The following is a 23,565-nucleotide window of genomic DNA, read 5'->3' on the forward strand; positions in this document are numbered from 1 at the left end:
CGGCCTGTCGTTCTACAGAACCTCGCGGATCCGGGTCGCGGTATCACGGAGCAACTGAAGGTACTGGTTTTCCTTCTCCTCCGTGAACCTGGCGCTTGGTCCGAACACGGACATACCCACCAGCATTGTTCCTTCCGCCGTGCTTACGGGAACAGCAACGGCGGACAAACCTGTCTCGCGTTCGCCGCGGTTGAGGGAGAACTTCCGGCTGCGAATGAGCTCCAGGTCGGCTCGCAGGGACGCCGGATCGACTAGCGTGTTGTCGGAAATGGCGTCAAGCGTGGTGGTGCGGAAGTAGCTGTTTAGCGCCGTCTCGTCCAACGTGGAAAGCCAGAGCTTTCCGTTGGCCGTCGCATAAGCTTCCATTCGTGCGCCGACGCGGGCGTTAAAGCTGAACGTGTGCTCGGAATGAGCCGCCGCGATACAGGTGATCAGCGAGCCGTCGAAGGTGGTCGCCATCGCACCCTCCTGGGTCGCGGCCGCCAATTCGTTAAGGAAGGGCTGTAGCTGTGCAGCCAGCCGGCTGAAGCTCTTGGCGCGTTCCCCATAATCGACCAGCTTGCTTCCGAGCGAAAAGACGCCCTTTCGAGGTGAGCGCAGAACGCTGATCTGCAACAAGGTCTTGAGGAAACGATGGGCGGTGACACCGTTCAGCCCCGTCAACTCCGCGACCTGGCCGGCCGTGACCTCCTGCCGCCGGTCGTCAAATAGGTCAAGGATCGCGAATGCCTTGATGATCGAGCCGTTGGACGGAGTAGGCATTGCCACCTATAGATGTTTAACAAGAAAACTATCGGGCGCTTGACCCATAGAATTATAGCTGCAATACTGAAATTACTATTTCAAATAATGAAATTCAAGCAGTCTCGGGAGGAGCGCTTGGACTCGTTGAGCGGGCGCGAACGCCAAGTCAGTGCCGGAAGCGTAATCTTCAGCCGCTTGAAGACGCTGGGCGTTGACTACGTCTTCGCGAACTCCGGGACAGATTTTCCTCCGATCATCGAAGGTTTGGCCGAGGCCGCTGCCCTGGGCAAGGAACTCCCGCAGGCCCTGACAATCCCGCATGAGCATGCCGCCATGGGAATGGCGCACGGCTATTACTTCATGTCAGGAAAGGCGCAGGCCGTCATTCTCCATACCAATGTTGGACTTGCAAATGGTGCCATCGGCGCCATCAATGCAGCGACAGACCACGTTCCGATGCTGCTTATGTCCGGGCGGACCCCGACGGTCGAAAAGGGCCGGTTTGGTGCTCGTACGGTTCCGATCGGCTGGGGTCAGGAGATGCGCGATCAGGCGGCCCTCGTCCGTGAGGCCGTGAAGTGGGACTATGAGTTACGCTTTCCGGAACAGATCAAGGAAGTGCTCGACCGGGGGCTGGCAATCGCCAATACCACACCGAAAGGGCCAGTTTACCTCAGCCTTCCGCGTGAAGTCCTGACGGAAACCATCGACGTGTCCGACATGCCGGCAACGCCGCTGATGGCGGCGGCCACTGCGCGCGGTGCCCAGGCGGATTATCAAACGGCTGCCGAATGGCTGGTAGCCGCGAAGAACCCCGTCGTCTTCGTCCAGCGCGGTGCAGGCGACGAGCGGGGTTTCCAAGCACTGTCGCAAATGGCAGACCGGTATTCGATCCCGGTTGTGCATTACTGGGCGACCCAGATCGGCATCCCGACGGACCATTCCATGTGGGCGGGTGGCGACCCAGCGCCCTGGCTTGCGGAGGCCGATGTCATTCTGGCGGTGGATGCGCTCGCGCCATGGATGCCGGATGCTCACGGCCCGCGTGCTGGCGCCAAGGTCATCCAACTGGGGCCGGACCCGCTCTTCAGCCGGTTCCCGGTGCGCAACTTCCGTTCTGACCTGTCGATCACATGCGAAACCTCGATAGGGCTTGTCGCTCTTGCCGCGGAAATGGACGCAGCCGCAGCCCGTCTCGGTCGCGACGGTCGCGACGAACGTGCTTGCCTGCGGGAGCGCCTCGCTGCTCAGAGAGACAGGGAAATCACTGCCGCGCGAGACGAGTCGGGGCCGCTGATGACGAAGGCGCATGTCGCCTGGTGCCTGTCGGAAGCGCTGAAGGACTTTGATGCGACGGTCCTGTCTGAGCTCGGTTGCCCTCTTGCGCCGATGACGCTGAGGACGCATCGGGGCTGGTATCAGGAGCCACATTCCGGAGGGCTCGGCTGGTCCTTGCCCTGCGCCATGGGCATGAAGCTTGCAAAGCCTGACCAACTGGTCGTGGCGACGATGGGCGACGGCTCCTACATGTTCGCCAATCCGGTCGCCTGCCACCAGATCATGGAGGCTTGCGGGATCCCTGTGCTGATCCTGATCGTCAACAATGCGGAATGGGGTGCGGTGCGGCAGTCTGTATCAATGCTTTATCCCGATGGATACGCAGCAAAGGCCAACCGCATGCCGCTCACCGGCTTGTCACCGAGCCCGGATTTCACCAAGGTTGCCGCAGCCAGCAATGCCTGGGCGGCGAGGGTTGCAGAGCGCGAGGATTTACCTGGAAAGCTGCGCGAGGCGATAACGGAAGTCATGGTCAACAAGCGTACGGCGCTGTTCGATGTAAAGATCGCATGAAATGGTCTCCGCCGCCGGCGGAGATTGGTCAACTGTCTGTTACGGGAGGAATGGACACATGAGACTTACCAAGACCCTGATGCTTGCGGGTATCGCGGCTATTGCCATGTCGACGGCGGCCGCCGCGCAGGAATTCAAACTCAAGTTGCACCATTTCCTCGGTCCGAAGTCACCGGCACAGACGCAGATGCTGGAACCCTGGGCCAAGACGGTTGAAGAAAAGAGCGGCGGCAAGGTCAAGATCGAGATCTATCCGTCGATGTCGCTCGGGGGCGGTCCGCCGGAACTGATCAGCCAGGTGCGCGATGGGGTTGTGGACCTTGTCTGGACCGTCAATGGGTACACGCCAGGCCTCTTCCCGCGCACCGAAGTTTTCGAACTGCCGTTCATCCACACCAACGACATCAAGGCGACGAATCTCGCCATGCGCGCCATGTTCGACGAGTATCTTGCCGACGAATACAAGGGCGTGAAGGTGATGTTCCTGCATGTCCATGGAGGGCAGGCGATCCATATGGCCAAGAGCGAGGTGCGCAAGCCCGAAGATCTCGCCGGCAAGAAGATGCGCATACCTACGCGCACCGGCGCATGGGTGATCGAGGCTCTTGGCGCGGCGCCCGCCGCCATGCCGGTTCCGGATACGCCGCAGGCGCTGTCCAAGGGTGTCGTCGATGGTGCGCTCATTCCCTGGGAAATCATCCCGGCGCTCAACCTGCAGGAGCAGACCGATTACCAGATCGAAGGTGTCGACATGACGCGCTTCGGCAATACGACCTTCCAGGTTTCGATGAATGCCGATGTCTGGGAATCCCTGCCGGATGACGTGAAGAAGGCCTTTGAAGACGCGTCCAACGAGGAATGGGTCAAGAAGGTCGGCGAGATCTGGCGCAATATCGATGACAACGGCATCAAGGTGGCAACCGATGCCGGTAACAAGCACATCCAACTGACGCAGGAAGAGACGGACGCCTTCCGGGCAAAGCTCGAGCCGGTTGTCGATCGCTGGGTGAAGGAGGTTGCGGCCAAGAACATCGATGGTGAGGCGCTGGTTGCCAAGGCGCGTGAATTGATCAGCGCCAACGCGTCGAAGTAGGCAAACAATGGCAGACGCGGAGACGAGAAGCGAGGCGAGGCTGTTCAGCCTCGCCAGATCCGTCATCACCGGATGGGCGCTGCTGGGTGGCGTGGTTACACTCGCCGTCGTGGTCGTCCAAACTGCGAGCGTCGTGACCGGGATCTTCGGAGCGCCTGTTCCGGGCGATTTTGAATTGACCGAACTCGGCATCGCCGTCGCCGTCTTCGCGTTCTTGCCCTACTGCCAACTGACCGATGCCAATGTCACGGCCGACATCTTCACCTCCGGCCTTGGCAAACGAACTCAGTCTGCCTTGGTGCTTCTGTCTTCGGTGATCGCGCTGGTCTTCGCCATTCTCATGGCCTGGCGCACATGGCTCGGTGCGGAGAACCAGTTCGACTACGACTATCAGACCGCGATCCTGCAGATCCGGATCGGCTATGCCTTCATCGCTATCGTGATTTCCCTCATCCTCCTTACGGTGGCCGCGATCATCACGATCGTCGAAAGCTACCAGGGCGTCGTCACCCGTAGCCAGAACGTGATCACAGATGGACCATAGCCTCTTCCTTGGCGTCGTCGGTCTGGTTGCGCTCGTGGTCCTCATCGGCATCCGCGTCCCCATCGCCTATGCGATGATCGTCGTCGGCGCGGTCGGAACGGTGGCGCTCAATGGGCCGAACGTCTTCCTCAACCAGTTGAAGACTTTAGGCTTCAGCCAGTTTTCAAAATACGACCTGTCGGTCATCCCGATGTTCGTGCTGATGGGATATATCGCCACCCGCGCCGGGCTGTCTCAGGATCTCTTCCGCGCCGCGAATGCCTGGTTCGGACGTTTGCGCGGCGGCGTTGCCATGGCGGCGATCGCCGCCTGCGCAGGGTTCGGTGCGGTCTGCGGCTCGTCGCTCGCTACGGCCACGACCATGGGGCAGGTGGCGTTGCCGGAACTGCGGCGCTACAGATACAAGGGGTCGCTGGCAACCGGTACGCTCGCGGCCGGCGGATTGCTCGGCATCCTCATACCGCCTTCGGTTGTCCTTGTTGTTTACGCCATCATCGTTGAAGCCAACATCGTTTCGATGTTTGCGGCGGCCCTTATTCCCGGCTTCATCGCAGTCGCCATCTTCATCGTCGTCATTGCCGTTTTTGTCCGGATCTACCCGGATACAGCACCGTTGAGCGGTTCGGTCGAGCGGGGCGAGTGGCTGGCGGCGACCCTTGGTGTCGTGCCGGTGCTCGGCATCTTCGTCATCGTGATCGGTGGCATCTATGCCGGCTTCTATAATCCGACACCTGCTTCGGCAGTGGGCGTCGCGTTGGTTGCAATCTACGGCTCGCTGCGTCGCGGCGTACGGCTTGCGGATTACAAATGGGCGCTGCTGGAAACCGCCAAGACGACCGGCATGATCTACCTGATCCTGCTCGGCGCCGAGTTGCTGAAGATCTTCATGTCGCGCGGTGGCGTGCCGCAAGCGGCGGCCGAGATGATGGTGACGTCCGGCCTTTCGCCGATGTTAATCCTGATCCTCATGCTGGTCGCGCTGATCTTCCTCGGCTGCCTGATGGACTCCATGTCCATGATCCTGCTGGTGATGCCGTTCTTCTGGCCGGTTATCAGCGAGCTCGATTTCGGCATGGACCCCAACGACGTGAAGATCTGGTTTGGTGTGCTGGCGCTGGTGGTGGTGGAGCTTGGACTGATCACGCCCCCCGTCGGCATGAATGTCTTTGTCATCAACTCCCTGGCGAAGGACGTGCCCATGTGGGACACGTTCAAGGGCGTATTCCCCTTCTTCATCGGCGAGCTCGTTCGCCTCGCGTTGCTGATCGGCTTCCCCGCGCTGACACTTTGGTTGCCGCACATGGTCAGTGGCTGACGCGACGACCGGGCAGCCGCTACGTGATCCGCAAGATGGTACGTCACGGCCACTGCTTGACATGCGGTTGTGCTGCCCACAGAAGTATCGGCTCCTAAAGCAGGTGAAGCAGGTTCCTGATGCATGACGAACAGGACACAGTTGGTCCGTTTTCGCGCAAGACCGACTGGCCCTACTACTGGGTGACGCGGGTCAGCGCCCGCTACATCAACGAGATGGAAAAACTGCTGAAACCTGCCGGTCTGGATGTTCCGCGCTGGCGGGTGCTGTCGTCGCTTCGCGAGCACAGCCCCCTGGGCGTGTCCGAGATCTCCGACTACTGCATCCTGAAGCTGAACACGACGACGAAGATCGTGCAGCGTATGGTGGCGGATGGCCTGGTGACGACGCGCAGCAGCCCCCAGGACGCGCGGGTCACGGAAGTCAGCCTCACGAAGAAGGGAGAGGAGGCGGCCATTCGCGCCTCCCATTTCGCGGAAATGGTTTTCGACCGCACCTTCGCTGATTTCAAGCCGGACGAAATCGCCCAGATGAACCAGTTGCTGAAGCGGCTTTTCGAGAAGCTTGGCTGATCAGTCCTGCGCGATCGCCGGGATTTCCAGCGCCCGGCCCATGCGCGCTTCGATGCGCATATAACGCCACAGCCGGTATTCCCCGACCTCAATCGTCCGGAACAGGTTGCAGGCAGCCTGCACCGTTTCCCGATCCGGGCAGTCGGCCATCACGTAACACGTCCACGGGAAACCGGTGGGCGAGGTGCCGACCATCGTCTCGTCGTCATCCAGCGTGCCGAGCACGGTAACGCCCGGGAGGTCCGCGACGCCGCGCAGGAAGGCGGAGAAACCTTTCCAGACCGGACCGATATCCTTGAATGGCAGGTCGAAGAAGTTCTGTTGGACGGCAATGCAAAACAGCGTTCGGATCGGCTTCTTTTCTGCCATGTCATCGTTCCCTTTGTTCATTTGACAGTGCTTGACCAAGCGTGTGGTCTGCGGTGAAGCTAGGAGAGATTACGTGAAAAGTACAGTAAGCTCTAGGCGCCACGTTGACCGCGTGAAAAGAATACGGTAAAACTACCGTAATAAAGGGAACTACATCGGCGCATCACAAGCCTCGCCATCTGCATCTGACGGATGCCCCGTCCGGTGCCACGCTGGACCTGGCCGCGTCCTGGGAGCGAGACATGGCAGAACCTCTTGCAGTACTATGCAACTCATCGACCGAGCTTGCGGATCTTCTTGCAGAAATTCGCCTGCGCAGAGGCGAGTTTGAAAAGTTGACCTATGTCCCGGGAGACATGGTCGCCAAACTCCAGAAGATCGGCGTCTACCGCGCTTTCGTCCCCAGGGCGCTGGGCGGAGATGAAGTTTCCCCTGCTGAGTTCCTTCGTCTCATCGAAGCGCTGTCCACCGCCGATGCATCCACCGGCTGGGTGGCGAGCTTCGGCGTATCCTCGACCTATCTCGCATCACTGCCGAAGGAAACCTTCGAGCACATCTACGGCTCCAACCCGGATACGGTTTTTGCGGGAGCGATTTTCCCGCCCCAGACTGCGGAAAGGACTGCGAACGGCTTCAAGGTGACCGGGCGCTGGCCTTATTGCTCGGGCAGCATGGGCGCTTCGCTCATCGGCGCCGGCATCAAGGTAGACGACGGAGAGGCGGGCGGTGGACTGCCGCGCATGGCAGTCATGCCGCGCAACAAGGTATCGATCAAGCATACCTGGGATTCCGCAGGCCTAACGGCAACCGGCAGCCACGACATCGTCGCGGACGGCGTCGAGGTGCCGGAGGACTGGACTTTTGTCCGCGGCTCTCCCGCCAATCGCTCCGAAGCCATCTTCCGTTATCCGGCGATGGCGCTGGCGGCCCAGGTGCTCGCCGTCGTGGGTCTCGGATCGGCACGCGAAGCCTTGGACTGGATCAGAGGCGAGGCTGCGGGCAAACCTTCCATTACCGGAGCCCCCTCGCTTGGGGCACGGCCGCATATCCAGTCAGAGCTTGGAAGGGCTGAGGCAAGGCTGGGGTCGGCGCGCTCCTACTTCTACGATACCGTGGAGAGCGCATGGGAGACGGTGCTTGCCGGCGGCAGCCTGACACAGGAACAGCGCGTGACGCTGCGGCTTGCCGCGACGAACGCGGCGACCGAAGCTGCTTCTGTTGCTCAATCGGCATTCTATATGGGTGGTACCTCTGCCATTGCGCGCGGGCACGTCCTTATCCGTTGCATGCTGGATACAGCGTCGGTTGCGCAGCACGCGTTCCTTGGTATTGGAACATGGACGTCGGCCGGTGCCGGGCTGCTCGGTGAAAAGACACCTCCCGGTTATCCCTGATCAAGACCTATCGAGTTGAGGAGGAGCAAGCTATGACGGCACCCGACGGAACGAGACAGCAAACTGCCATTGTCACCGGAGCCGCGGCTGGTGTCGGCGCCGAGATTGCCCGCGCCCTGCACGCCGCCGGGCTGCGCGTTGTTGCAACCGATGTGGATGAAGCCGGTGCCGCTGCCTTGGCAAAAGCGCTGGATCAAAGCGGAGAGACGGCGCTTTCGCAGAAGCTGGATATCGCCAAGCCGAAAGATTTCCAGCATGTGCTTGATTGGACGGTTGAGCGTTGGGGTTCCGTTCAGGTTCTCGTCAACAACGCCGCGATGACCAAGGCCCGCCCGGTTCTCGAGATCGAGACGGAGGAGTTCAACGAGATCATGGCGGTCAATGCTGGTGGCACGTTTTCCGGCTGCCGCATCCTGGGCCGGTATTTCAAGCAGCAGGGCTACGGGCGTATCATCAACATGGCCTCGCTGGCGGGGCAGAACGGCGGCACCGCCACCGGCGCGCACTACGCCGCATCCAAAGGCGCAATCCTCACGCTCACGAAGGTGTTCGCGCGCGATCTCGGCCCATTCGGCGTAACGACGAACGCCATTTCGCCAGGCCCGATGGACACGCCTCAGGTGCGTTCGATCGTTCCGGAGGCCGCACTGCCAGGCTTGATCGCCGGCATCCCGGTCGGTCGTCTGGGCGATACCGGTATTGTCGCCGAACTGGTCGCCTTCCTTGCCTCCAGCAAGTCGGGCTTCGTTAATGGCGCATGCTGGGACGTCAACGGCGGCCTGTTCATGCGCTGACAAAAGAGGAGGGGGCTGCGATGCATCCGAAGGCACTGGGTTTCCGCGAGGGCATGAGCCGGCTCGGCGCTGCCGTCACGCTCATCACCACAGATGGCCCGGAAGGCCGGCATGGCATGACGGCGTCCGCCGTCTGTTCCATCACCGATGATCCTCCGACGCTGCTTGTCTGCGTCAATCGCACCAATCGCTCGCATGACCTGTTCAACGGCAACGGAAACCTCTGCGTGAACATCCTTGCAGGGCGACATCAGGAGCTGGCGAATGCCTTCGCTGGTCGCGGCGGAACCGAACGGTTTACCGGCGGCGAATGGAACACGTTGACGACGGGCGCGCCGGTGCTGGTGGACGCCGTAGCCGCCTTCGATTGTCGCATCGTTGAGCGCGTTGCCATTGGCACGCACTCGGTGTTCTACGGCCGGGTAGAGGCAGTGCATCTCAACGACGCGCCGCCTGAAGCGTTGATCTGGTTCGGCCGCGGTTTCCACACACTCGTTGCTCAATCGTAGAAAATCGGCGCGTTGGTTGCGCCGACGTGTCAGCGCGTGAGCTTGTAGCCCGCCTTCTCGCGATCCCAGGTGTTCTCGGTAACGCCCTTGGCCGTCAGCTTGTACTTCTGCACCTTGCCGTTTTCGGTGAGCGGGAGCTCGGCGACAAAGTCGATGAAGCGCGGAACCGAGAAGTAGGACATTCGCGGTTGGCAGAAATCCAGAAGTTCTGCCGGCGTCACGCTCGTCCCCTGCTTCAGCACGATCGCCGCCATCACCTCGTCTTCCGCGAGTTCGGACTGGACGGGGAACACGGCGACGTTTTCGACAGCCGGATGCGCCACGATCACCTGCTCGACCTCGTAGGAAGAGATATTTTCGCCCCGCCTGCGGATCGTGTCCTTCATCCGGTCGAGGAACTGGATATAGCCATCGCTGTCCATCACCACGCGGTCGCCCGTATGGAACCAGAGATTGCGCCAGGCCTCGATCGTTTTTTCGGGCATACCGAAATAACCTGTGGCGGTCGAGAAAGGCTCGTGCGGGCGCACGACTAGTTCTCCTGGCGTGCCGGCCGGAAGGCTGTTGTCGCTTTCGTCAAAGACAGCGAGATCAAATCCCGGACGGGCTTTGCCCACACGCCCCGGCTTCTGCTCATGATAAAGGCTGCCGATCACGAAATTGGTTTCGGTGGAGCCGTAGCCTTCCAGGATCTCGACGCCGAAACGCTTGGTGAACGGCCCGTGAAACTGCGGCGGCACGCCGGGTGCAAGAGCAATACGCGTCTTGTGCGCGCGATCTGCCGGCGAAGCTTCCTTCGACAGGAGCATGGGGACCATGGCGCCGAGCAGATACGTGACTGTTGCCCCGGATTCTGCCAGTGACGTCCAGAAGCGCGAGACGGAAAACTTCGGTTCAAATGTCACCGGCGCGCCCGTGAGCAGCGCCTGGTAAAAGGTGTTCAGCGCGTTGGTGTGGAACAGCGGCAGGCAGGTTAGCAGCACATCATCGTCATCGATGCCGAGAAGGGCTGCCGTATGAACGCCCCACCAGAAATATTGCGCATGAGGACAGCAGACGCCTTTGGAAAGGCCGGTCGTGCCCGAGGTATAGAGGATGGCGACGGTGTCCGAAGGCTTGCATGGATGCGCGTCAATATGGCCGGTAGCCTCGGGAAGCGGTGCGTGTTTCACCTTCAAATCGATGTCGGCCGGCACCTTGCCGATCGTCCAGATCTGCTGAAGCGGCAGGTCTGTCGGAAGGTTTGCAAACGCGTTGAGGAAGCTAGCCTCAACGATTGCGAGGCGAGCCCCGCAGTTCTTCAGGATGTGCTCCAACTGCGCGCCGCGCGAGGCATTGTTGATCGGCACTGCGATTGCGCCAGACCATGCACAGCCCAGGAAAGCGGTGAGGAATTCGATGCGGTTGCTGCACATGATCGCGACCGTGTCGCCAGGCTTGATCCCGGCTTCGCGCAGCATGTGGCCCGCGCTTCCTGCCAATGCCTTCGTCTCGGCAAAGCTGAGGGAGCGATCACCAAAGGTGACGAGCCGTCGGTCGCAGTAGCGCTCGGCTTGGCGGGTCATGATCTGCGGGAAGGTCCGTTCCTCCGGCGCGAACACGTCTTTCAGGCCAAAGACCTTTGCTTCGCGGTTCCGCTCGATCTCAACTCGGTCCATCGTCTCCCCCACGTTTTTTCCTCCAGCCTCTATCAGTCCTGAACCAGCGCCAGCACCCGCAACGGGCTTCCGGAACCGTTCTGGATCTTGAGCGGGGCAGCGAAGATCAGGCTGCCGGTCGGCGGAAGCTGGTCGAGATTGGTGAGGCACTGCAAGCCGTAGCGTCCGGCACCATGCAGGTAGTGATGGGCGGGGTAAGGCGGCGAGAAATGCCCCGCCTGGCCGGCATCGGTTCCGATCGTTTCCGTTCCTAGCCCGATAATGCCACGCTCCTCGACGAGAAACCGCATGACCTCCGCGTCTGGCCCCGGCGTATGCGCGCCATCAGCCTGGAGGTTCGCGTAAGCGGCGCCAGACTTCTTCGACCAATCCGTGCGCAACAGCACCCAGGAGCGTTCGGGAATTCGGCCGTGCTCGTCCTCCCAGCGGGCGACATCCGACACGGTGAAGAGGAAGTCAGGATCTTTGGCGGATTGTTCGGAGCAATCAAGGACGCAGGCCGGTGCGATCATGTCGGCGGGCGGAAGCGTGTCGACCGAGTTCAGTGGCAGGTCGCGGCCCGTGTACCAGTGGATTGGCGCGTCGAAATGCGTGCCCGTGTGCTCGCCGAAGGAGAGGTTATTCCAGTACCAGGCAGGCCCGCCGCTGTCATAACGCGAGATGCGCTCCATGCGGAAGGGAGCCGACTGACCCAGTTCCGGTGGCATCACGATCACGGGAAAATCAGGCGACAGCGTGTGGGTGAGATCGACGACCCTGACCTCCCCGCCGCCGAGGGCATTCGCCAGCGATGCAAGAAGATTGCCGCTCATTGCCCCGCCTCCCGTTCAACAGCCTTGGGATTGTCGAGGAGCCTCGCTTCCAGGTCCTTTGCGACATCGCCCACGTAAAGGTCTTCCAGTCCTCGCTTGAGGCCGTCCACGATGGCATCAGCAAGTGTCTTCGGCGCAAGTTTCGGGGGCGGTACCGTCTGGAACCACTCGGTATCGAGCGGTCCGGCAAACGCATTCATCAGCCGTACCCCACCTTGGCGAAGTTCATGGCGCAACCACTGGGACAGTGAAAGGCACGCCGCCTGGCTGGCGGAATGGATTCCAAACTGGGGAACGCTGCTCAAGGCGTGCACGGAAAGCACGTTCACCCAGGCCGCCGCGCTGTTGACGCCATCGGCGCCGCGCGATCGCATGACCGGGCCGAAGGCCTGCGCCAGTCGCATCAATCCCATGAGGGTGTGGTCGAGCGTGTCGCGGGCGCTTGCGGCAGCACCAGCGTCGAACAGATGCACCTGCCGCACATGGTCAGCGGTATTGATCAGGATGTCGACCTTGGCCCCGATATCCTTGGCAAGATCCAGCACCGATCGCTCGCTCGTGAGATCCAGGTCGACAAGTTCGACGCCCTCGATGACCTCGAGTGCCGCCCTTCCATCGAAGGGTTTCCAACGATCAGCTATGCCGACGAAGATCTTCGCCGCGCCCGCCTTCTTGAGGGCCTGCACCAGGGGGGGCGCGAGCGAGCTGCGGCCATCGGTCAGCAGGATGCGGCGGTGCTTGGGATCGGCTGTCAGCTCTCGCAACTGGCGGTCGTCTTCCATATGAGGTGTCTCCGAAAGAGGCTTGCCGAAGAACACGGCCTGGCCGGCTCGGTCCAGTTGCAGGCTAAGCGTGAGCAGACTGCCCGGCCCGCCGCAGTCCCCGTGCAGATGCGCGACCACCGTTGGTCCGCAATCGAGCTTCACGAGGCCTGTGCGCCACGGCATCTTTTCGCGATAATAGGGATCGCTCGTGACGCCGATCTGAGTTTCGGACAACAGGGTACCGCTTGCCGGCGCATCGCGGAACACCAGGCTGGATGACAGGCAATTCGGGCAGGCGTCACGGGCGGGATAGGTATATTGCCCGCAGTCATCGCAGCGCTGCAGCATGAAACGACCGTGCGCAGCCGCGCGAGTGAAGCCATGCGCCTTTCGGCTGCGCGACGAGGGTGGCAGAAGCGGTTGGTTGGTGCGCGCGAGCGGGTTCTTTCGCTTGGGCTTGGGAAGTGGCTCGGTCATTAGGGCCTCGCAAGGATGGCGGCGGCGGAGGCAAGGCCGCGGTCGTAGTTGATCATGCCGAAGCCGGAAACGATGCCCAGTTCGGCGTCCTTGACCTGGGTGCCGCCGGCGGTGCCGAGCAACTGGCGCATCGCCTCGGTGATCCCGAGGTGACCGCCGGCCGCCCCCGCCTGACCGACAGATAGCTGACCACCCGAGGTATTGTGCGGGATCGTCCCGTCGATCGTGAAGGTGTTGGAGCGGACGAAGTTCGCGCCTTCGCCCTTGCCGCAGAAGCCAAGGTCTTCGAACTGCATCATCGAGATGACTGGGTAATCGTCATAGGTCTGGACGAAGTCCAAGTCCGATGGCTCGACTCCGGCCATGCCGTATAGCTCGTCGCGATCGACCACCCAGCCGCCACGTACCTGCACCGGATCCTCGGAAAAGGCATTGTGTCGTTCAATCGCCGAAAGCAGCCGTACGAATGGCAGGCCAAGCTCCTGCGCAGTTTCCTCGCGCATCACCAGAAACGCTTCTGCACCCGCGCAAGGCATGACGCAGTCAAAGAGATGCAGCGGCTCCGCGATCGGTCGCGCCGACATATACTGGTCGAGCGTCAGCGGCTTCTTCATCAGCGCGTTCGGGTTCTTCAGCGCATTATCGCGCTGTGCCACGCACAGCTTGCCGAAATCTTCACGCCGGGCGCCGTAGGTGTCCATGTAATGGCGCGCGATCAGCGCGAAGCTGCCGTTCGCGCCGCCAGCGCCATAGGGATACACGGCATCCTGCGAGAAACGTGAAAAGCCTGCGAGCAGATGGCGGAAGCTGTCGACGCGGTTGGTGTCAGCCGCCACGCAGGCGACGATATCCGCGTCACCGGCCTGGACAGCCCGCGCGGCACGCCGAATAGAGACGATGCCGGCAGCACCACCCATCGGAACGTGGTCGATATGGCGTGGTGACAGCCCGAAATGCTGTGTCAGGCCGATGGCAACATCCGGGCCCATGGTGAAGCTCGCGACAGAGAACCCATCGAACTCCCGGTGGCTGATTCCTGCGCCCTCGGAAAGCGCGCGCAGCGCCTTGCCCATCCACCAGGGCGCCGCCTCGATCGAGTAGCGCTGATACGGCACGGTCACGGGGACAGCGAGAACGACGCCGTCATAACCGCGCCGTGCACGTGCAAACCGCCCGCGGCTATATGCTTCCGATGCAGCTACCGTCATGCGGCGCCGCCGAGATACGCCGTCATCAAGCGTGGATCCTGGAGCAGTTCCTGGGCGGGGCCGTGGTGGGCGATCTCCCCCGTTTCCAGCACATAGCCATAATCTGCTGTTTCCAGCGCGGCACGTGCGTTCTGCTCTACCAGCAGGATGGAGACGCCCGCCTTTCGGAGCGATGCGATGATCTGGAAGATCTCGCGAACGATGAGCGGCGCAAGGCCAAGGCTTGGCTCGTCCAGCAACAAAAGGCGCGGCTGCGACATCAACGCTCGCCCAAGGGCCAGCATCTGCCGTTCGCCGCCTGAAAGCGTGTTGGCCTGCTGGCGGCGACGCTCCGCAAGGCGCGGGAACTGCTCGTAGACTGCCGCCAGCCGCTCCTGAAAATCGCTGCTCTTGTAGCGGCGCGAATAGGCGCCAAGCAGAAGGTTATCGGCGACCGACATTTCGCCAAAAAGCTCCCGCTTTTCCGGGACAAGGCAAAGCTTGCGCTGAACGCGTTCCTCGACATCCAGCCGTTGCAGGTCCTGGCCCTCGTAGCGGATGGTTCCGCGGCTCGGGAGCAAACCCATCAGCGCGCTCAGCATGGTCGTCTTGCCTGCGCCGTTCGGCCCGATGACGGTGACGATCTGGCCTGGCTGGATGGACATCGATACGCCGCGGACAGCCTCCACCTTGCCGTAACCGACATGGAGGTCGTTTACCTCGAGAAGAGCTGTCATGCGGTACCTCCGAGATAGGCGTCCTGCACGCGCTTGTCGGCGCGCACATCTGCGGGAAGGCCTTCGGTCAACTTGGATCCGAATTCCATCACCACGATTCGGTCGACGAGATCCATCACGAACTCCATGTCGTGTTCGACAAGGAGAATGGTGACGCCTTCGCCACGCAGGGAACGAAGCAGATCGGCAAGTGCCTTTTTCTCCAGCCGGCGAAGACCTGCTGCCGGCTCGTCCAGAAGGAGCAGGGCAGGGTCGGCGGCAAGGGCTCTGGCGATTTCCAGAATGCGCTGCTGGCCAAGCGCGAGGTTGCCCGCCAGTTCATGCGGGTTGTCGCCAAGCCCGCATCGACGTAGCTGCCGCATTGCCTCATGCCGGGCACGGCGCTCCTCTGCCTGGTTCAGCCTCAGCGCGCCGGCAAGGAAACCAGACGAGGTTCTGCGGTATGCGCCAAGCATGACGTTGTCGATGAGAGACATCGTCGGGCGAAGCTTGACGTGCTGGAAGGTTCTGGAAAGACCAAGCGACGCGATCCTGCGCGGACCATAGGAAGTGATGTCCTGCCCAAGAAAGCGGACGCGGCCTTCGGTGGGGCTCAAGACGCCGGAAATCAAGTTGAACATGGTGCTCTTGCCTGCACCATTCGGGCCGATCAGCGCGACGATCTCGCCCGTCCTGACGGTGAAATCCACTTCATTGACCGCAACGAGGCCTCCGAAGCGCTTCACCACCTTGTCAACTTCCAGCATCAGCGAACCAGGCTCGGGCATTACGCGGCGTGGCATTTCCTCGGCCTCGGCCGGCATCGGGAGCGCCCGGCGCGGAAGCCAGCGCTGGACGGAAGCCACGATGCCCGTGCGTGCATATTGCAGCAACAGGATGAAGATGACGCTGAAGATCACGGTCTCAAGCGGCCCGGCATTCGAGGTAATGCTGGGCAGCACGTCCTGCAGGAAGTTCTTGGCCACGCTGGTGAAGGCGGAACCGACGATGGCGCCTGCGAGATATCCTGAGCCGCCCGAGATCGCCATGAACAGGTAGTCGATGCTGGCGCGAACATCGAATGGGGCGGGGCTGACGAAACGGCTCATATGCGCGTAGAGCCAGCCGGACAGACCGGCGAGCAGAGCCGCGATGACAAAGGTATAGAGCCTGATGCGGAAGGTGTTGATCCCGAAGCTCTCGCTCATGATCCGGCCGCCGCGCAGACTGCGGATCGCGCGGCCTTCCCGCGACCTCAGGAGGTTCCAGCACAGCAGGGCTGAGATGCACACCGTGATCCAGATCAGCACGTACATCGCGCCGTTGGTGGCGAAAGAGATTGGCCCGAGCGTGATCGGCGGCACGCCGGACAAGCCGCCGAAGCGGCCGAGGCTGTCCATGTTTCCGAACAGGAAATAGATCGAGATGCCCCATGCAATCGTGCTGAGCGGCAGGAAATGCCCGCCGAGTCGCAAGGTCACGGTTCCGATGACCAAAGCAGCGACACCGGTCAGCACCAGAGCAAGCACCAGGCCAGCCCACGGGGAAAGCCCGTAGGCAGTCGTGAGCCAGGCGGTCGAATAGGCGCCGACGCCGACGAAGGATGCCTGGCCGAAAGAGGTCAGCCCGCCGATGCCGGTCAGCAGCACCAAGCCGAGTGCGACTAGTGCATAGATGCCGATGTAGTTCATCAGCGTCACGGCAAATGTCCCGGCAAACGACGGCAGCAGGACGAGCACGAGAAGGCCTGCGATCAATGGCAGCCGGGCGACCAAGCTGGAATTGCTCACTCCTCTTCCTCCTCTTCCTCATGGGATGCAGCGCTGATCGATCGCCAGAGAAGAACCGGGATCAGGAAACTGAAGATGACGACTTCCTTGAAGGCGCTGTTCCAGAAGGAGGCGTAGCTTTCGAGCAGGCCGACGAAGAGCGCGCCGAGTGCGGTGATCGGATAGCTGACGAGGCCGCCGATGATCGCGCCGACAAAGGCCTTCAATCCGAACAGGAAGCCGGAGTCATAGTAGATGGACGTGATCGGGCCGATAAGGACGCCGGCGACACCTGCGAGCAAGGAGGCCAGGAGAAACGCGACATCGCCCGTCACCGTTGGCCGGATACCCATAAGGCGGGCGCCGACGCGGTTGACCGCCGTCGCCCGGAGCGCCTTACCCGTATGGGTGAACTCGAAGAACAGGTAAAGCAGGCCCATGAAGACAACAGACGCCAGCACCACCAGCATGGCCTGGGCGGAAACCACCGTGCCACCGATCTCGTAGATCGCATCGCTCAAGGGTTCGGTGCGGAAGCCTTCGGGCCCGAAGAAGATCAGGCCGAGACCTGCCAGTGCAAAGTGAAGCGCGACCGCCACGATGAGCAGCACCAGGACGGGCGCATCCGCGATCGGCCGAAAGGCGAGGCGATTGAGGAGTGGTCCGAGAGGAAGCACGAGCAGGACGGCAAGGATGACTTCGATGGCCATCGGCATGTCGGTCTGTGCCAGCGCAATGCACAAAAGCACGGGGATCATCGGCAGGACGAAATAGACCGCGGCGAAGGAGGGGATCTTTCGCGCGCGCCCGGATCGTACAAGCCTTGCTGCCTCTGCAAGAAGGGTGAGACCCGCTACCACGGCCACCAGCCAGACCGTTCCCGGCAGTTGACCGGACTGCAGTGCTGCAAGCGTCAGCGCCGTGAAGGCTGCAAGGTCTCCGAACGGTACGAAGACAACGCGGGTGACGGAGAAGATCAGGACGATACCGAGTGCGACGAGCACATAGATCGCGCCGGTTGCAATGCCGTCCACTCCCAGGATCAATGCGATTTCTGCCGTCAACTAGTGCTCCCCACCATCAGCCTAGATTTGAAACAAAAATTTGCATACAAAGATACTGACTTCAAGGAGAAAATCATGAGCCAAACATCGGCATCTGCTACTAAAGAGACTGGCGTTACTGCTGACGCTGCCGTCGATGAAGGCGTGCGGCATGAGCAGGCCGTGAACGCGTTTGAATATGCGATCTGGCACCTCGGCTCCTCGTTTGCCCGTTGGCGCCGCGACTGTCTGGCATGCCTTCCCGAAACATCATTGACCGGCGCCGAGGCATCAATCCTGCATGTCATCCACCTGAATGGTACGGACAAGGGCATCACGGAAATCAGCCGGCTGCTTCACCGCGACGACATGGCGAACCTGCAATACGGAATCAAAAAGCTTCTGGCGCAAGGGTATATCGAGAAGGCTAATGCCTCCGCGCCGAAGAAGAACGTCGCCTACCGCACGTCAAGCAAGGGTGCGAAACTTGTCGAGGACTACCTGACGGTTCGACGCGAAACGCTGATGAAACTTACGGACCGCATGCCGGGCATGACCGATGCGATCAACGAGGTGACGATGATGATGCACATCATGATCGGGATCTACGACCAGGCGAGCAACATTGTGGCCGGGCATGGCGGCCCACTTGGGCGTTTGCAGCCTTGACCAATAAATTGTGCTGACAACCTGGGGGCTTTGTGCAACAAATTTCCCATAACAGCCATGTCTGCGGCTGTTAACTGGGAGAAGATCATGAAAAAAATGAACATATGGCTTTTGGGTAGCGCCTTGGCGGCGGTTCTGTCTGCTGGAAGCGCGGTCGCAGCTGAGATCAAGGTTGGCTTCGTGACATCGATGTCGGGCCCGGCGTCCTCGCTGGGCATTCCGTATTCGAAGGGCTTGGCCGCTGGCCGCCAGTCGATTTCCGAGATCGAAGGGAACACGATCAAGGTCATTGAGCTGGATGACGCGTCCGATCCGACGGCTGCGGCGAGAAACGCGCGCAAGCTGGTCGAGGAAGAAAAGGTCGACCTGCTGATCGGCAGCGCCGGTTCGCCGGCCGCGCTTGCCATGGCGGCCGTCGCATCCGAACTGAAGGTTCCGCTGATCTCGATCGCCAATGCCAATCCGACCGGGGAGGCTGGTGCCTGGACGATCACGGTTCCGCAGCCCGCACCGCTGATGGTGAGCGCGCTCGTCGAACACATGAAGAAGAACAATGCCAAGAGCATTGGCTATATTGGCTTTAGCGATCCCTGGGGTGACCTCGTCTACGACGCGTTGAACGAAACGACCAAGGGCTCCGACATCAAGATCGCGACCAATGAACGTTTCGCACGCTCTGACTCGTCGGTCACCGCGCAAGCTCTCAAGATCGTCGCCGCTCGCCCTGACGTGGTAGTGACGGGTGGATCCGGCACGCCGGGCGCGCTGCCTCACATCGCGCTTGCGGAACGTGGCTTCAAGGGCACCGCCTACGGCACGCACGCGATCATCAACCCCGACTTCGTTCGCGTCGGCGGCAAGGCGGTCGAAGGCGTCATCGCTCCAAGCGGCCCCGTGGTTGTCGCCGAGCAGCTTCCGGATTCGAACCCGATCAAGAAGGTCGCGATGGATTTCCGCAACCACTACGAGGCGGCCAACAAGGAAAGCAACTACAACGCTTTCGCGGCCTACAGCTATGACGCCTGGCTGCTGTTTGCGGATGCTGCAAAGCGCGCCCTCCCAAAGGCTACCCCCGGCACGCCGGAATATCGTGCGGCGCTGAAGGACATGCTGACAAGCACCAAGGAAGTTGTCGGCACGCATGCAGTCTACAATTTCACGCCGGATAGCCGGTATGGAACCGACGAACGCTCTCGCGTCCTCGTCCAGCTCAAAGACGGCAAGTGGTCGCTGGTCGAATAATGCACCATGGAAGCTCCCCAAGCTCGGGGAGCTTCTCTCTACGCCTGTCGTTCGTGACTCTTCAGCATTTGTTGAGATTTGCCGCTCAATCTGACCTGGCTGCGAATCAACAGCAGCTATGGAGAGAGAATGACGGTTCTACAATTTCCCGCCGATCGAAGAGCTGCGGATATCAAGCGTTGCGCAATGAAGCTACTTGATCTCCACGGTGAAGCAGCAAACCGTTTCTGGCGTGCAGAGATGGCAGAGCTTGCCGCTTCTTTGCGAGCTCAAGGCGCATCGGAAACTGAACTGTCACTGCAGGCCGGCATGTTCATGCAGGCTGTCCAGGCAGAAATGCAGCGCGCCTACGGGCCGGACCTCGCGGAATCAACCGCAGGATAACGGTGCGGGCGCCAACGCCCGTCACTTATGCCCACTTAGGCGTCTCCGACGATGACCGTCACCGTTCCGGTGCCACCGCATCCCGGGCAAGTATTGCCATCCACTTGTCCTTCGCCGCCGCAATCGGGGCAGATGCCATCGGCCGTCTGATCCGTGCCGGGTTTGGCTTCGTCGCCATGAACGGCCTTTGCACCGTCACCCTTTTTGTTCTCGCTCGGCTGCATTTGGTTGTTTCTCCTGGTTTCGCGGATTGAACTTCCCAGCGCGCGATCGAGTTCCCCATGCGGGTGCTCGCGTTCCGACCAAAGGCCGATGCGCCGAAACAAAGGTCCTAACCCTGAAACATCCGCCACCTCCCGCCGTTTGAGCCAGGACTTCAGAGGACAACAGCTTCGGAGGGCAGCAGCATGAGCGAGACAGGGCACAATCTGCGGCGGGTGGCGGCTGAACTGACGGCAGGCTCACGGCGCTATACCGATGGCGATACCGCCGCCGGGGCTCACGTGCTTGCTGGGCTTCTGTTGGAAGTTTCAGTTCATGATCCCGAACCGGATCCGCAGACCGTCGAGACCTTTCTCAGAGTGGCGGACAGAATCCTGGAGCGCTCCGTTCGACTGCACTAGCAGCCGGTCCGTCGGCTAGTCAGTTGGAGGAGACCCTGCGCATGCGGCTCGCGGCCGCTGGTTCAGCGCGATGAGCGTTGTCGAGCTTGGTCAACAGTTCCTGGAAGACATCGGGCGTATCTTGCGGCAAAGCAAATGCCGGGAGTCGACCCAACTGCCGACCGGCATTCTGCACCGCATGCTGCGATATCAGTTTTGCTAGTTCGTTGTTTGCTTCTTTTGTCATGATCACACAACTTGGAACATGGAAAAGCGGTTCCAGATTTTCTGCAGCTTCTGCTTCAGCGGCCCCACGCCCTCATCGTGACCTTTAAGGGTTTCCCGCTCGTTAGGTGAACGCGAGGCGACGTTGCCACGTGCTCCTATAGTTAACCATTTACCTACGGGATCTCCGGCTTAGAAATCGCCCCAGCAAGCATGCGAAAGGCCGGAAACCCCCATTTTATCTGGTTTTAGTAACATATGTTCCATGGCGGGAAGCGGCTGCTTAACGGCTGCATGAGCAAGCCCGAAAAGTTTTAATAAAACAGTCCGATATTCCATTAATAGGCCGTAACCATTGCAGGGGAATGGGTTTGAACCGCCCCCCCAACAGATCTAGGTCTCTGTCCATACGGCATCCCAAACATGAAGTTGGATAACGGCCTTGCAGATCAGAGCGCTCAGCAAAAACGTCATCGACATCGAGAAGAAGCGTGATCCGTCGAGCGTGATGCTGGGCGGCCTACCGATCGCTCGCTACTCGATGGACGAAGCCGCATCGAACATTGTCGAACACGCGCTTCGGGTTCGCGGTCGCAACCTGCGGCCTTTGTTCTCGACCTCCGCGAATGGTCAGGTCCTGGCGATGTGCCTGCGGCAGCCGGAGCTGCTCGACTTGATGCACAAGGCGGACCACATCCACGCTGACGGCATGCCTCTCGTCAAGTTCTCGCGGTTCTGGAGCCCGGAGCCGCTTCCAGAGCGCGTTTCGACCACCGATCTCGTTCACGCGGTCGCGGCGAAGGCCCAGGCTGCCGGCGCGAGCTTCTATTTCCTCGGTGCCACGGAGGAAGTGAATGCCAAGGCGGTCGACGCCATGCAGCAGGCTTATCCTCAGCTCAAGATCGTTGGCCGTCGCAACGGCTACTTCACGAGGAACGAAGAAGAACGGATTGTCGCGGATATCCGCCGCAAGCGGCCGGATATCCTGTGGGTCGGCCTCGGCTTCCCGCTCGAGCAGCAGTTCATCGTGCGCAACCTGGACAGGCTTCGGGGCGTCGGTGTCGTCAAGACGTCAGGTGGGTTGTTCGACTTCTTGTCGGGCAGTGTACGCCGCGCGCCGGAATGGATGCAGCGGAGCGGGCTTGAATGGGCCTACCGCGCCTACCAGGAGCCGCGTCGCCTCGCGCTTCGCTACCTGATCACAAATCCGCTCGCAGTTTACGCGCTCTGGAGTCGCTCTCCGCTACGGTGATGTCACCCAGTACGGTTATCTGGCGTAGGACATGCTTTCGGTGCGCCGACGCCCGAACCCCCACAAGCCCCAGCCAACGGCTGCAGCACAGCCGATGATGGCACCAGCGACAGCCCCGCCTATCAGCAGGTAGAGGTTGCGCGGTGGAAAGCTGTGCGTCTTGGGGATCGCGGGCGGCGAGATGATCCGGATATTCGTCGTGCTGATTTGCTGGCGCTCGGCAATCTCGCGTGCGCGGCCCATGAAGGCGTCATAAACGGAAGACTTGGACTGGAACTCGCGCTCCAACTGACGGAGCTGGACAAGCGCCTCGTTGTCCTCAAACACGACAGACTTCATCGCATCCACTTGGCTCTGCTGCGCCATCAGCGAGGCTTCGGCCTGGGCGAGCTCCGATTTCGCCGCTTCCAGCAGCCGCCTTTGTTCGGCGTTGATCTGCGCCTGGATTGCTTCAAGCTGCGGCCGCATCGTCGCAAGCCGTGGATGGCGGGCGCCAAAGACGGCTGCCTGCGCATCAAGCTCCCGCTTGACCGCGGAATATTGGGTACGAAGCGCCGTCATCGTCTGTGACTCGATGGATGCGCTATCGAGGCGGCTTTCCATGTTGCCGGTGGAGAGCTCCTGGTAACGGCTGCGGGCCCGGATTACGCGCGCCTGCGCCTCCACCAGTTGCGTATTTGTCTGGTTCGCCACCAGCGTGCTCACAAGTTCGCCAGAGCTCGACAGGATGTTGTTCTCGCGGCGGAAGCGCTGCACCGCTTCGTCGGCCTTGGCCACTTCCTCCTTCAGCGTATCGAGGCGCGCGAAGAGCTCGGTTGCTGTGCGGCCTGCCTCGCCGGCCTGCGCCTTTATCAATTCCTCCCGGAATGTTTCCACGATCGTATTGGCAATCCGGAGGGCCTTGGGTGCCTTCTCGCTCCAGACGCTCAGGTTGACGATGAAGGATCCTTCTTCGCGGTTTGCACCGACATGCTGCTCCAGCGTCCGCAAGGCTTCCAACTGGCGTAACGACGCGTCGCCTGCAGCATCGCCGGCAAATTCGGGATCCTCATCGAGCTTCAAGGTCTGAATGACACTGTTGAGAACGTTGGATGAGGTCAGGATTCGCAGCTTGCTTTCCACGTCGTAGAGCTGCGCGTCGAGCTGGCTGTTCTGCGCGAAGAGATCCTCGGCCATCACCTTCAGGTGGCTGGGGTCGACGAAGATCTGGGCATTGACTGTATATTTGCGCGTCGCGACCTGGCCGAAGACGATGCCGGCAAGCGCCCCAATGAGCAGGAATACGCCAATCAGCACGCGTCCGCGCCAGAGCCATTGGATGACCATTTCACCGGAAATATCCTGCCAGGACGGCGCGCCTCGCGAAACCGGCGCCGTGATTTCCCTCTCGGGAACGTCCGCCAGTGCCGGTCGTCTAAGCTCCGCCTCGTCCGCGGGATAGGACAGCAAGGAGGTGTAGCCGGGCCGGTAGCCATGCCTGCGCGACACGCTTGAATAGCTTGAGGCGTCGGACGCTCGGTCCGATTGGACTTCCTTACCGTGACGCGCTTTCTTCAAGGTGTACATCGGGTGCCCTGAGC

At 61.1% G+C, this 23,565-nt stretch carries 25 protein-coding genes; 13 read left to right on the top strand and 12 right to left on the bottom strand.

Features of this window, described 5'->3' with window-relative positions; translation table 11 throughout:
* Positions 1–12: 12 nt before the first annotated feature.
* Entirely contained in the window at positions 13–762 is a 750-nt protein-coding gene (locus tag M0654_RS05870) for an IclR family transcriptional regulator (protein ID WP_248682234.1), read from the bottom strand.
* Positions 763–879: 117 nt separating this feature from the next.
* On the opposite strand from M0654_RS05870, the gene M0654_RS05875 reads away from it, so the two are divergent.
* The 5 genes from M0654_RS05875 (at position 880) to M0654_RS05895 (ending at position 6,119) form a co-directional block, all read left to right on the top strand.
* Positions 880–2,595: a thiamine pyrophosphate-requiring protein gene (locus tag M0654_RS05875; protein WP_248682235.1), complete on the top strand. Its 1,716-nt coding sequence runs from the start codon at positions 880–882 to the stop codon at positions 2,593–2,595.
* 58 nt (positions 2,596–2,653) lie between these two features.
* A complete protein-coding gene (locus tag M0654_RS05880; RefSeq protein ID WP_248682236.1) occupies positions 2,654–3,688 on the top strand; it encodes a TRAP transporter substrate-binding protein in 1,035 nt (344 codons plus the stop codon).
* Between the two features lie 7 nt (positions 3,689–3,695).
* The gene (locus M0654_RS05885) at positions 3,696–4,232 is read left to right on the top strand and encodes a TRAP transporter small permease (protein ID WP_248682237.1); all 537 of its coding nucleotides are present in this window, start codon (positions 3,696–3,698) and stop codon (positions 4,230–4,232) included.
* Positions 4,222–5,547, top strand: a complete 1,326-nt coding sequence (locus M0654_RS05890) for a TRAP transporter large permease (RefSeq protein ID WP_248682238.1) — start codon at positions 4,222–4,224, stop codon at positions 5,545–5,547. The genes M0654_RS05885 and M0654_RS05890 overlap by 11 nt, the downstream gene beginning before the upstream one ends.
* A 119-nt stretch (positions 5,548–5,666) precedes the next feature.
* On the top strand, positions 5,667–6,119 hold the full coding sequence (locus M0654_RS05895; protein ID WP_118852522.1) for a MarR family winged helix-turn-helix transcriptional regulator: 453 nt from the start codon (positions 5,667–5,669) through the stop codon (positions 6,117–6,119).
* Here M0654_RS05895 and M0654_RS05900 read toward each other — a convergent pair whose 3' ends face one another.
* Complete coding sequence (locus M0654_RS05900) at positions 6,120–6,488, bottom strand: hypothetical protein (protein WP_118852877.1); 369 nt, start codon at positions 6,486–6,488, stop codon at positions 6,120–6,122.
* Between the two features lie 242 nt (positions 6,489–6,730).
* On the opposite strand from M0654_RS05900, the gene M0654_RS05905 reads away from it, so the two are divergent.
* The 3 genes from M0654_RS05905 to M0654_RS05915 are packed head-to-tail and all read left to right on the top strand — an operon-like array spanning position 6,731 to position 9,185.
* Positions 6,731–7,882 carry a flavin-dependent monooxygenase gene (locus tag M0654_RS05905; protein WP_248682239.1) on the top strand — a complete coding sequence of 384 codons (1,152 nt, stop codon included), beginning with the start codon at positions 6,731–6,733 and terminating at the stop codon, positions 7,880–7,882.
* A gap of 32 nt (positions 7,883–7,914) precedes the next feature.
* Positions 7,915–8,676, top strand: coding sequence for an SDR family NAD(P)-dependent oxidoreductase (locus M0654_RS05910; protein ID WP_248682240.1), 762 nt, complete (start codon positions 7,915–7,917; stop codon positions 8,674–8,676).
* Between the two features lie 20 nt (positions 8,677–8,696).
* Entirely contained in the window at positions 8,697–9,185 is a 489-nt protein-coding gene (locus tag M0654_RS05915; protein WP_248682241.1) for a flavin reductase, read from the top strand.
* A gap of 29 nt (positions 9,186–9,214) precedes the next feature.
* Here M0654_RS05915 and M0654_RS05920 read toward each other — a convergent pair whose 3' ends face one another.
* The 7 genes from M0654_RS05920 to M0654_RS05950 are packed head-to-tail and all read right to left on the bottom strand — an operon-like array spanning position 9,215 to position 17,632.
* Entirely contained in the window at positions 9,215–10,843 is a 1,629-nt protein-coding gene (locus M0654_RS05920; protein ID WP_248682242.1) for an ATP-dependent acyl-CoA ligase, read from the bottom strand.
* Between the two features lie 32 nt (positions 10,844–10,875).
* Positions 10,876–11,655 carry a cyclase family protein gene (locus M0654_RS05925; RefSeq protein ID WP_248682243.1) on the bottom strand — a complete coding sequence of 260 codons (780 nt, stop codon included), beginning with the start codon at positions 11,653–11,655 and terminating at the stop codon, positions 10,876–10,878.
* Positions 11,652–12,896, bottom strand: a complete 1,245-nt coding sequence (locus M0654_RS05930) for an SDR family NAD(P)-dependent oxidoreductase (RefSeq protein WP_248682244.1) — start codon at positions 12,894–12,896, stop codon at positions 11,652–11,654. The genes M0654_RS05925 and M0654_RS05930 overlap by 4 nt, the downstream gene beginning before the upstream one ends.
* The gene (locus M0654_RS05935) at positions 12,896–14,104 is read right to left on the bottom strand and encodes a thiolase family protein (protein WP_248682245.1); all 1,209 of its coding nucleotides are present in this window, start codon (positions 14,102–14,104) and stop codon (positions 12,896–12,898) included. Before M0654_RS05935 ends, M0654_RS05930 begins: the two co-directional genes overlap by 1 nt.
* Entirely contained in the window at positions 14,101–14,820 is a 720-nt protein-coding gene (locus M0654_RS05940) for an ABC transporter ATP-binding protein (RefSeq protein ID WP_118852542.1), read from the bottom strand. Before M0654_RS05940 ends, M0654_RS05935 begins: the two co-directional genes overlap by 4 nt.
* The gene (locus M0654_RS05945) at positions 14,817–16,574 is read right to left on the bottom strand and encodes a branched-chain amino acid ABC transporter ATP-binding protein/permease (protein WP_248682372.1); all 1,758 of its coding nucleotides are present in this window, start codon (positions 16,572–16,574) and stop codon (positions 14,817–14,819) included. Before M0654_RS05945 ends, M0654_RS05940 begins: the two co-directional genes overlap by 4 nt.
* 11 nt (positions 16,575–16,585) lie before the next feature.
* Positions 16,586–17,632, bottom strand: coding sequence for a branched-chain amino acid ABC transporter permease (locus tag M0654_RS05950; protein WP_118852544.1), 1,047 nt, complete (start codon positions 17,630–17,632; stop codon positions 16,586–16,588).
* 3 nt (positions 17,633–17,635) lie between these two features.
* Between M0654_RS05950 and M0654_RS05955 the strand changes: the two genes are divergently transcribed.
* The 3 genes from M0654_RS05955 to M0654_RS05965 all read left to right on the top strand — a co-directional run bounded on the left by M0654_RS05955 (position 17,636) and on the right by M0654_RS05965 (position 19,906).
* Entirely contained in the window at positions 17,636–18,280 is a 645-nt protein-coding gene (locus M0654_RS05955; RefSeq protein WP_248682246.1) for a winged helix DNA-binding protein, read from the top strand.
* A gap of 87 nt (positions 18,281–18,367) precedes the next feature.
* Entirely contained in the window at positions 18,368–19,522 is a 1,155-nt protein-coding gene (locus tag M0654_RS05960) for an ABC transporter substrate-binding protein (RefSeq protein WP_248682247.1), read from the top strand.
* 78 nt (positions 19,523–19,600) lie between these two features.
* Positions 19,601–19,906, top strand: a complete 306-nt coding sequence (locus M0654_RS05965) for a DUF6074 family protein (protein WP_390919667.1) — start codon at positions 19,601–19,603, stop codon at positions 19,904–19,906.
* Between the two features lie 35 nt (positions 19,907–19,941).
* On the opposite strand, the gene M0654_RS05970 is transcribed toward M0654_RS05965, so the two are convergent.
* Positions 19,942–20,130, bottom strand: coding sequence for a hypothetical protein (locus tag M0654_RS05970; RefSeq protein WP_248682248.1), 189 nt, complete (start codon positions 20,128–20,130; stop codon positions 19,942–19,944).
* 183 nt (positions 20,131–20,313) lie between these two features.
* On the opposite strand from M0654_RS05970, the gene M0654_RS05975 reads away from it, so the two are divergent.
* On the top strand, positions 20,314–20,529 hold the full coding sequence (locus M0654_RS05975; protein WP_248682249.1) for a hypothetical protein: 216 nt from the start codon (positions 20,314–20,316) through the stop codon (positions 20,527–20,529).
* Between the two features lie 19 nt (positions 20,530–20,548).
* Here the strand turns inward: M0654_RS05975 and M0654_RS05980 are convergent, their stop codons facing one another.
* On the bottom strand, positions 20,549–20,755 hold the full coding sequence (locus M0654_RS05980; RefSeq protein WP_248682250.1) for a hypothetical protein: 207 nt from the start codon (positions 20,753–20,755) through the stop codon (positions 20,549–20,551).
* Between the two features lie 420 nt (positions 20,756–21,175).
* Between M0654_RS05980 and M0654_RS05985 the strand changes: the two genes are divergently transcribed.
* Positions 21,176–21,985: a WecB/TagA/CpsF family glycosyltransferase gene (locus tag M0654_RS05985; RefSeq protein ID WP_313791069.1), complete on the top strand. Its 810-nt coding sequence runs from the start codon at positions 21,176–21,178 to the stop codon at positions 21,983–21,985.
* A gap of 15 nt (positions 21,986–22,000) precedes the next feature.
* On the opposite strand, the gene M0654_RS05990 is transcribed toward M0654_RS05985, so the two are convergent.
* Complete coding sequence (locus M0654_RS05990; protein ID WP_248682251.1) at positions 22,001–23,551, bottom strand: GumC family protein; 1,551 nt, start codon at positions 23,549–23,551, stop codon at positions 22,001–22,003.
* Positions 23,552–23,565: the final 14 nt, after the last annotated feature.

The organism is Neorhizobium turbinariae (assembly GCF_023223505.1).
GTDB classification, from domain to species: domain Bacteria; phylum Pseudomonadota; class Alphaproteobacteria; order Rhizobiales; family Rhizobiaceae; genus Neorhizobium; species Neorhizobium turbinariae.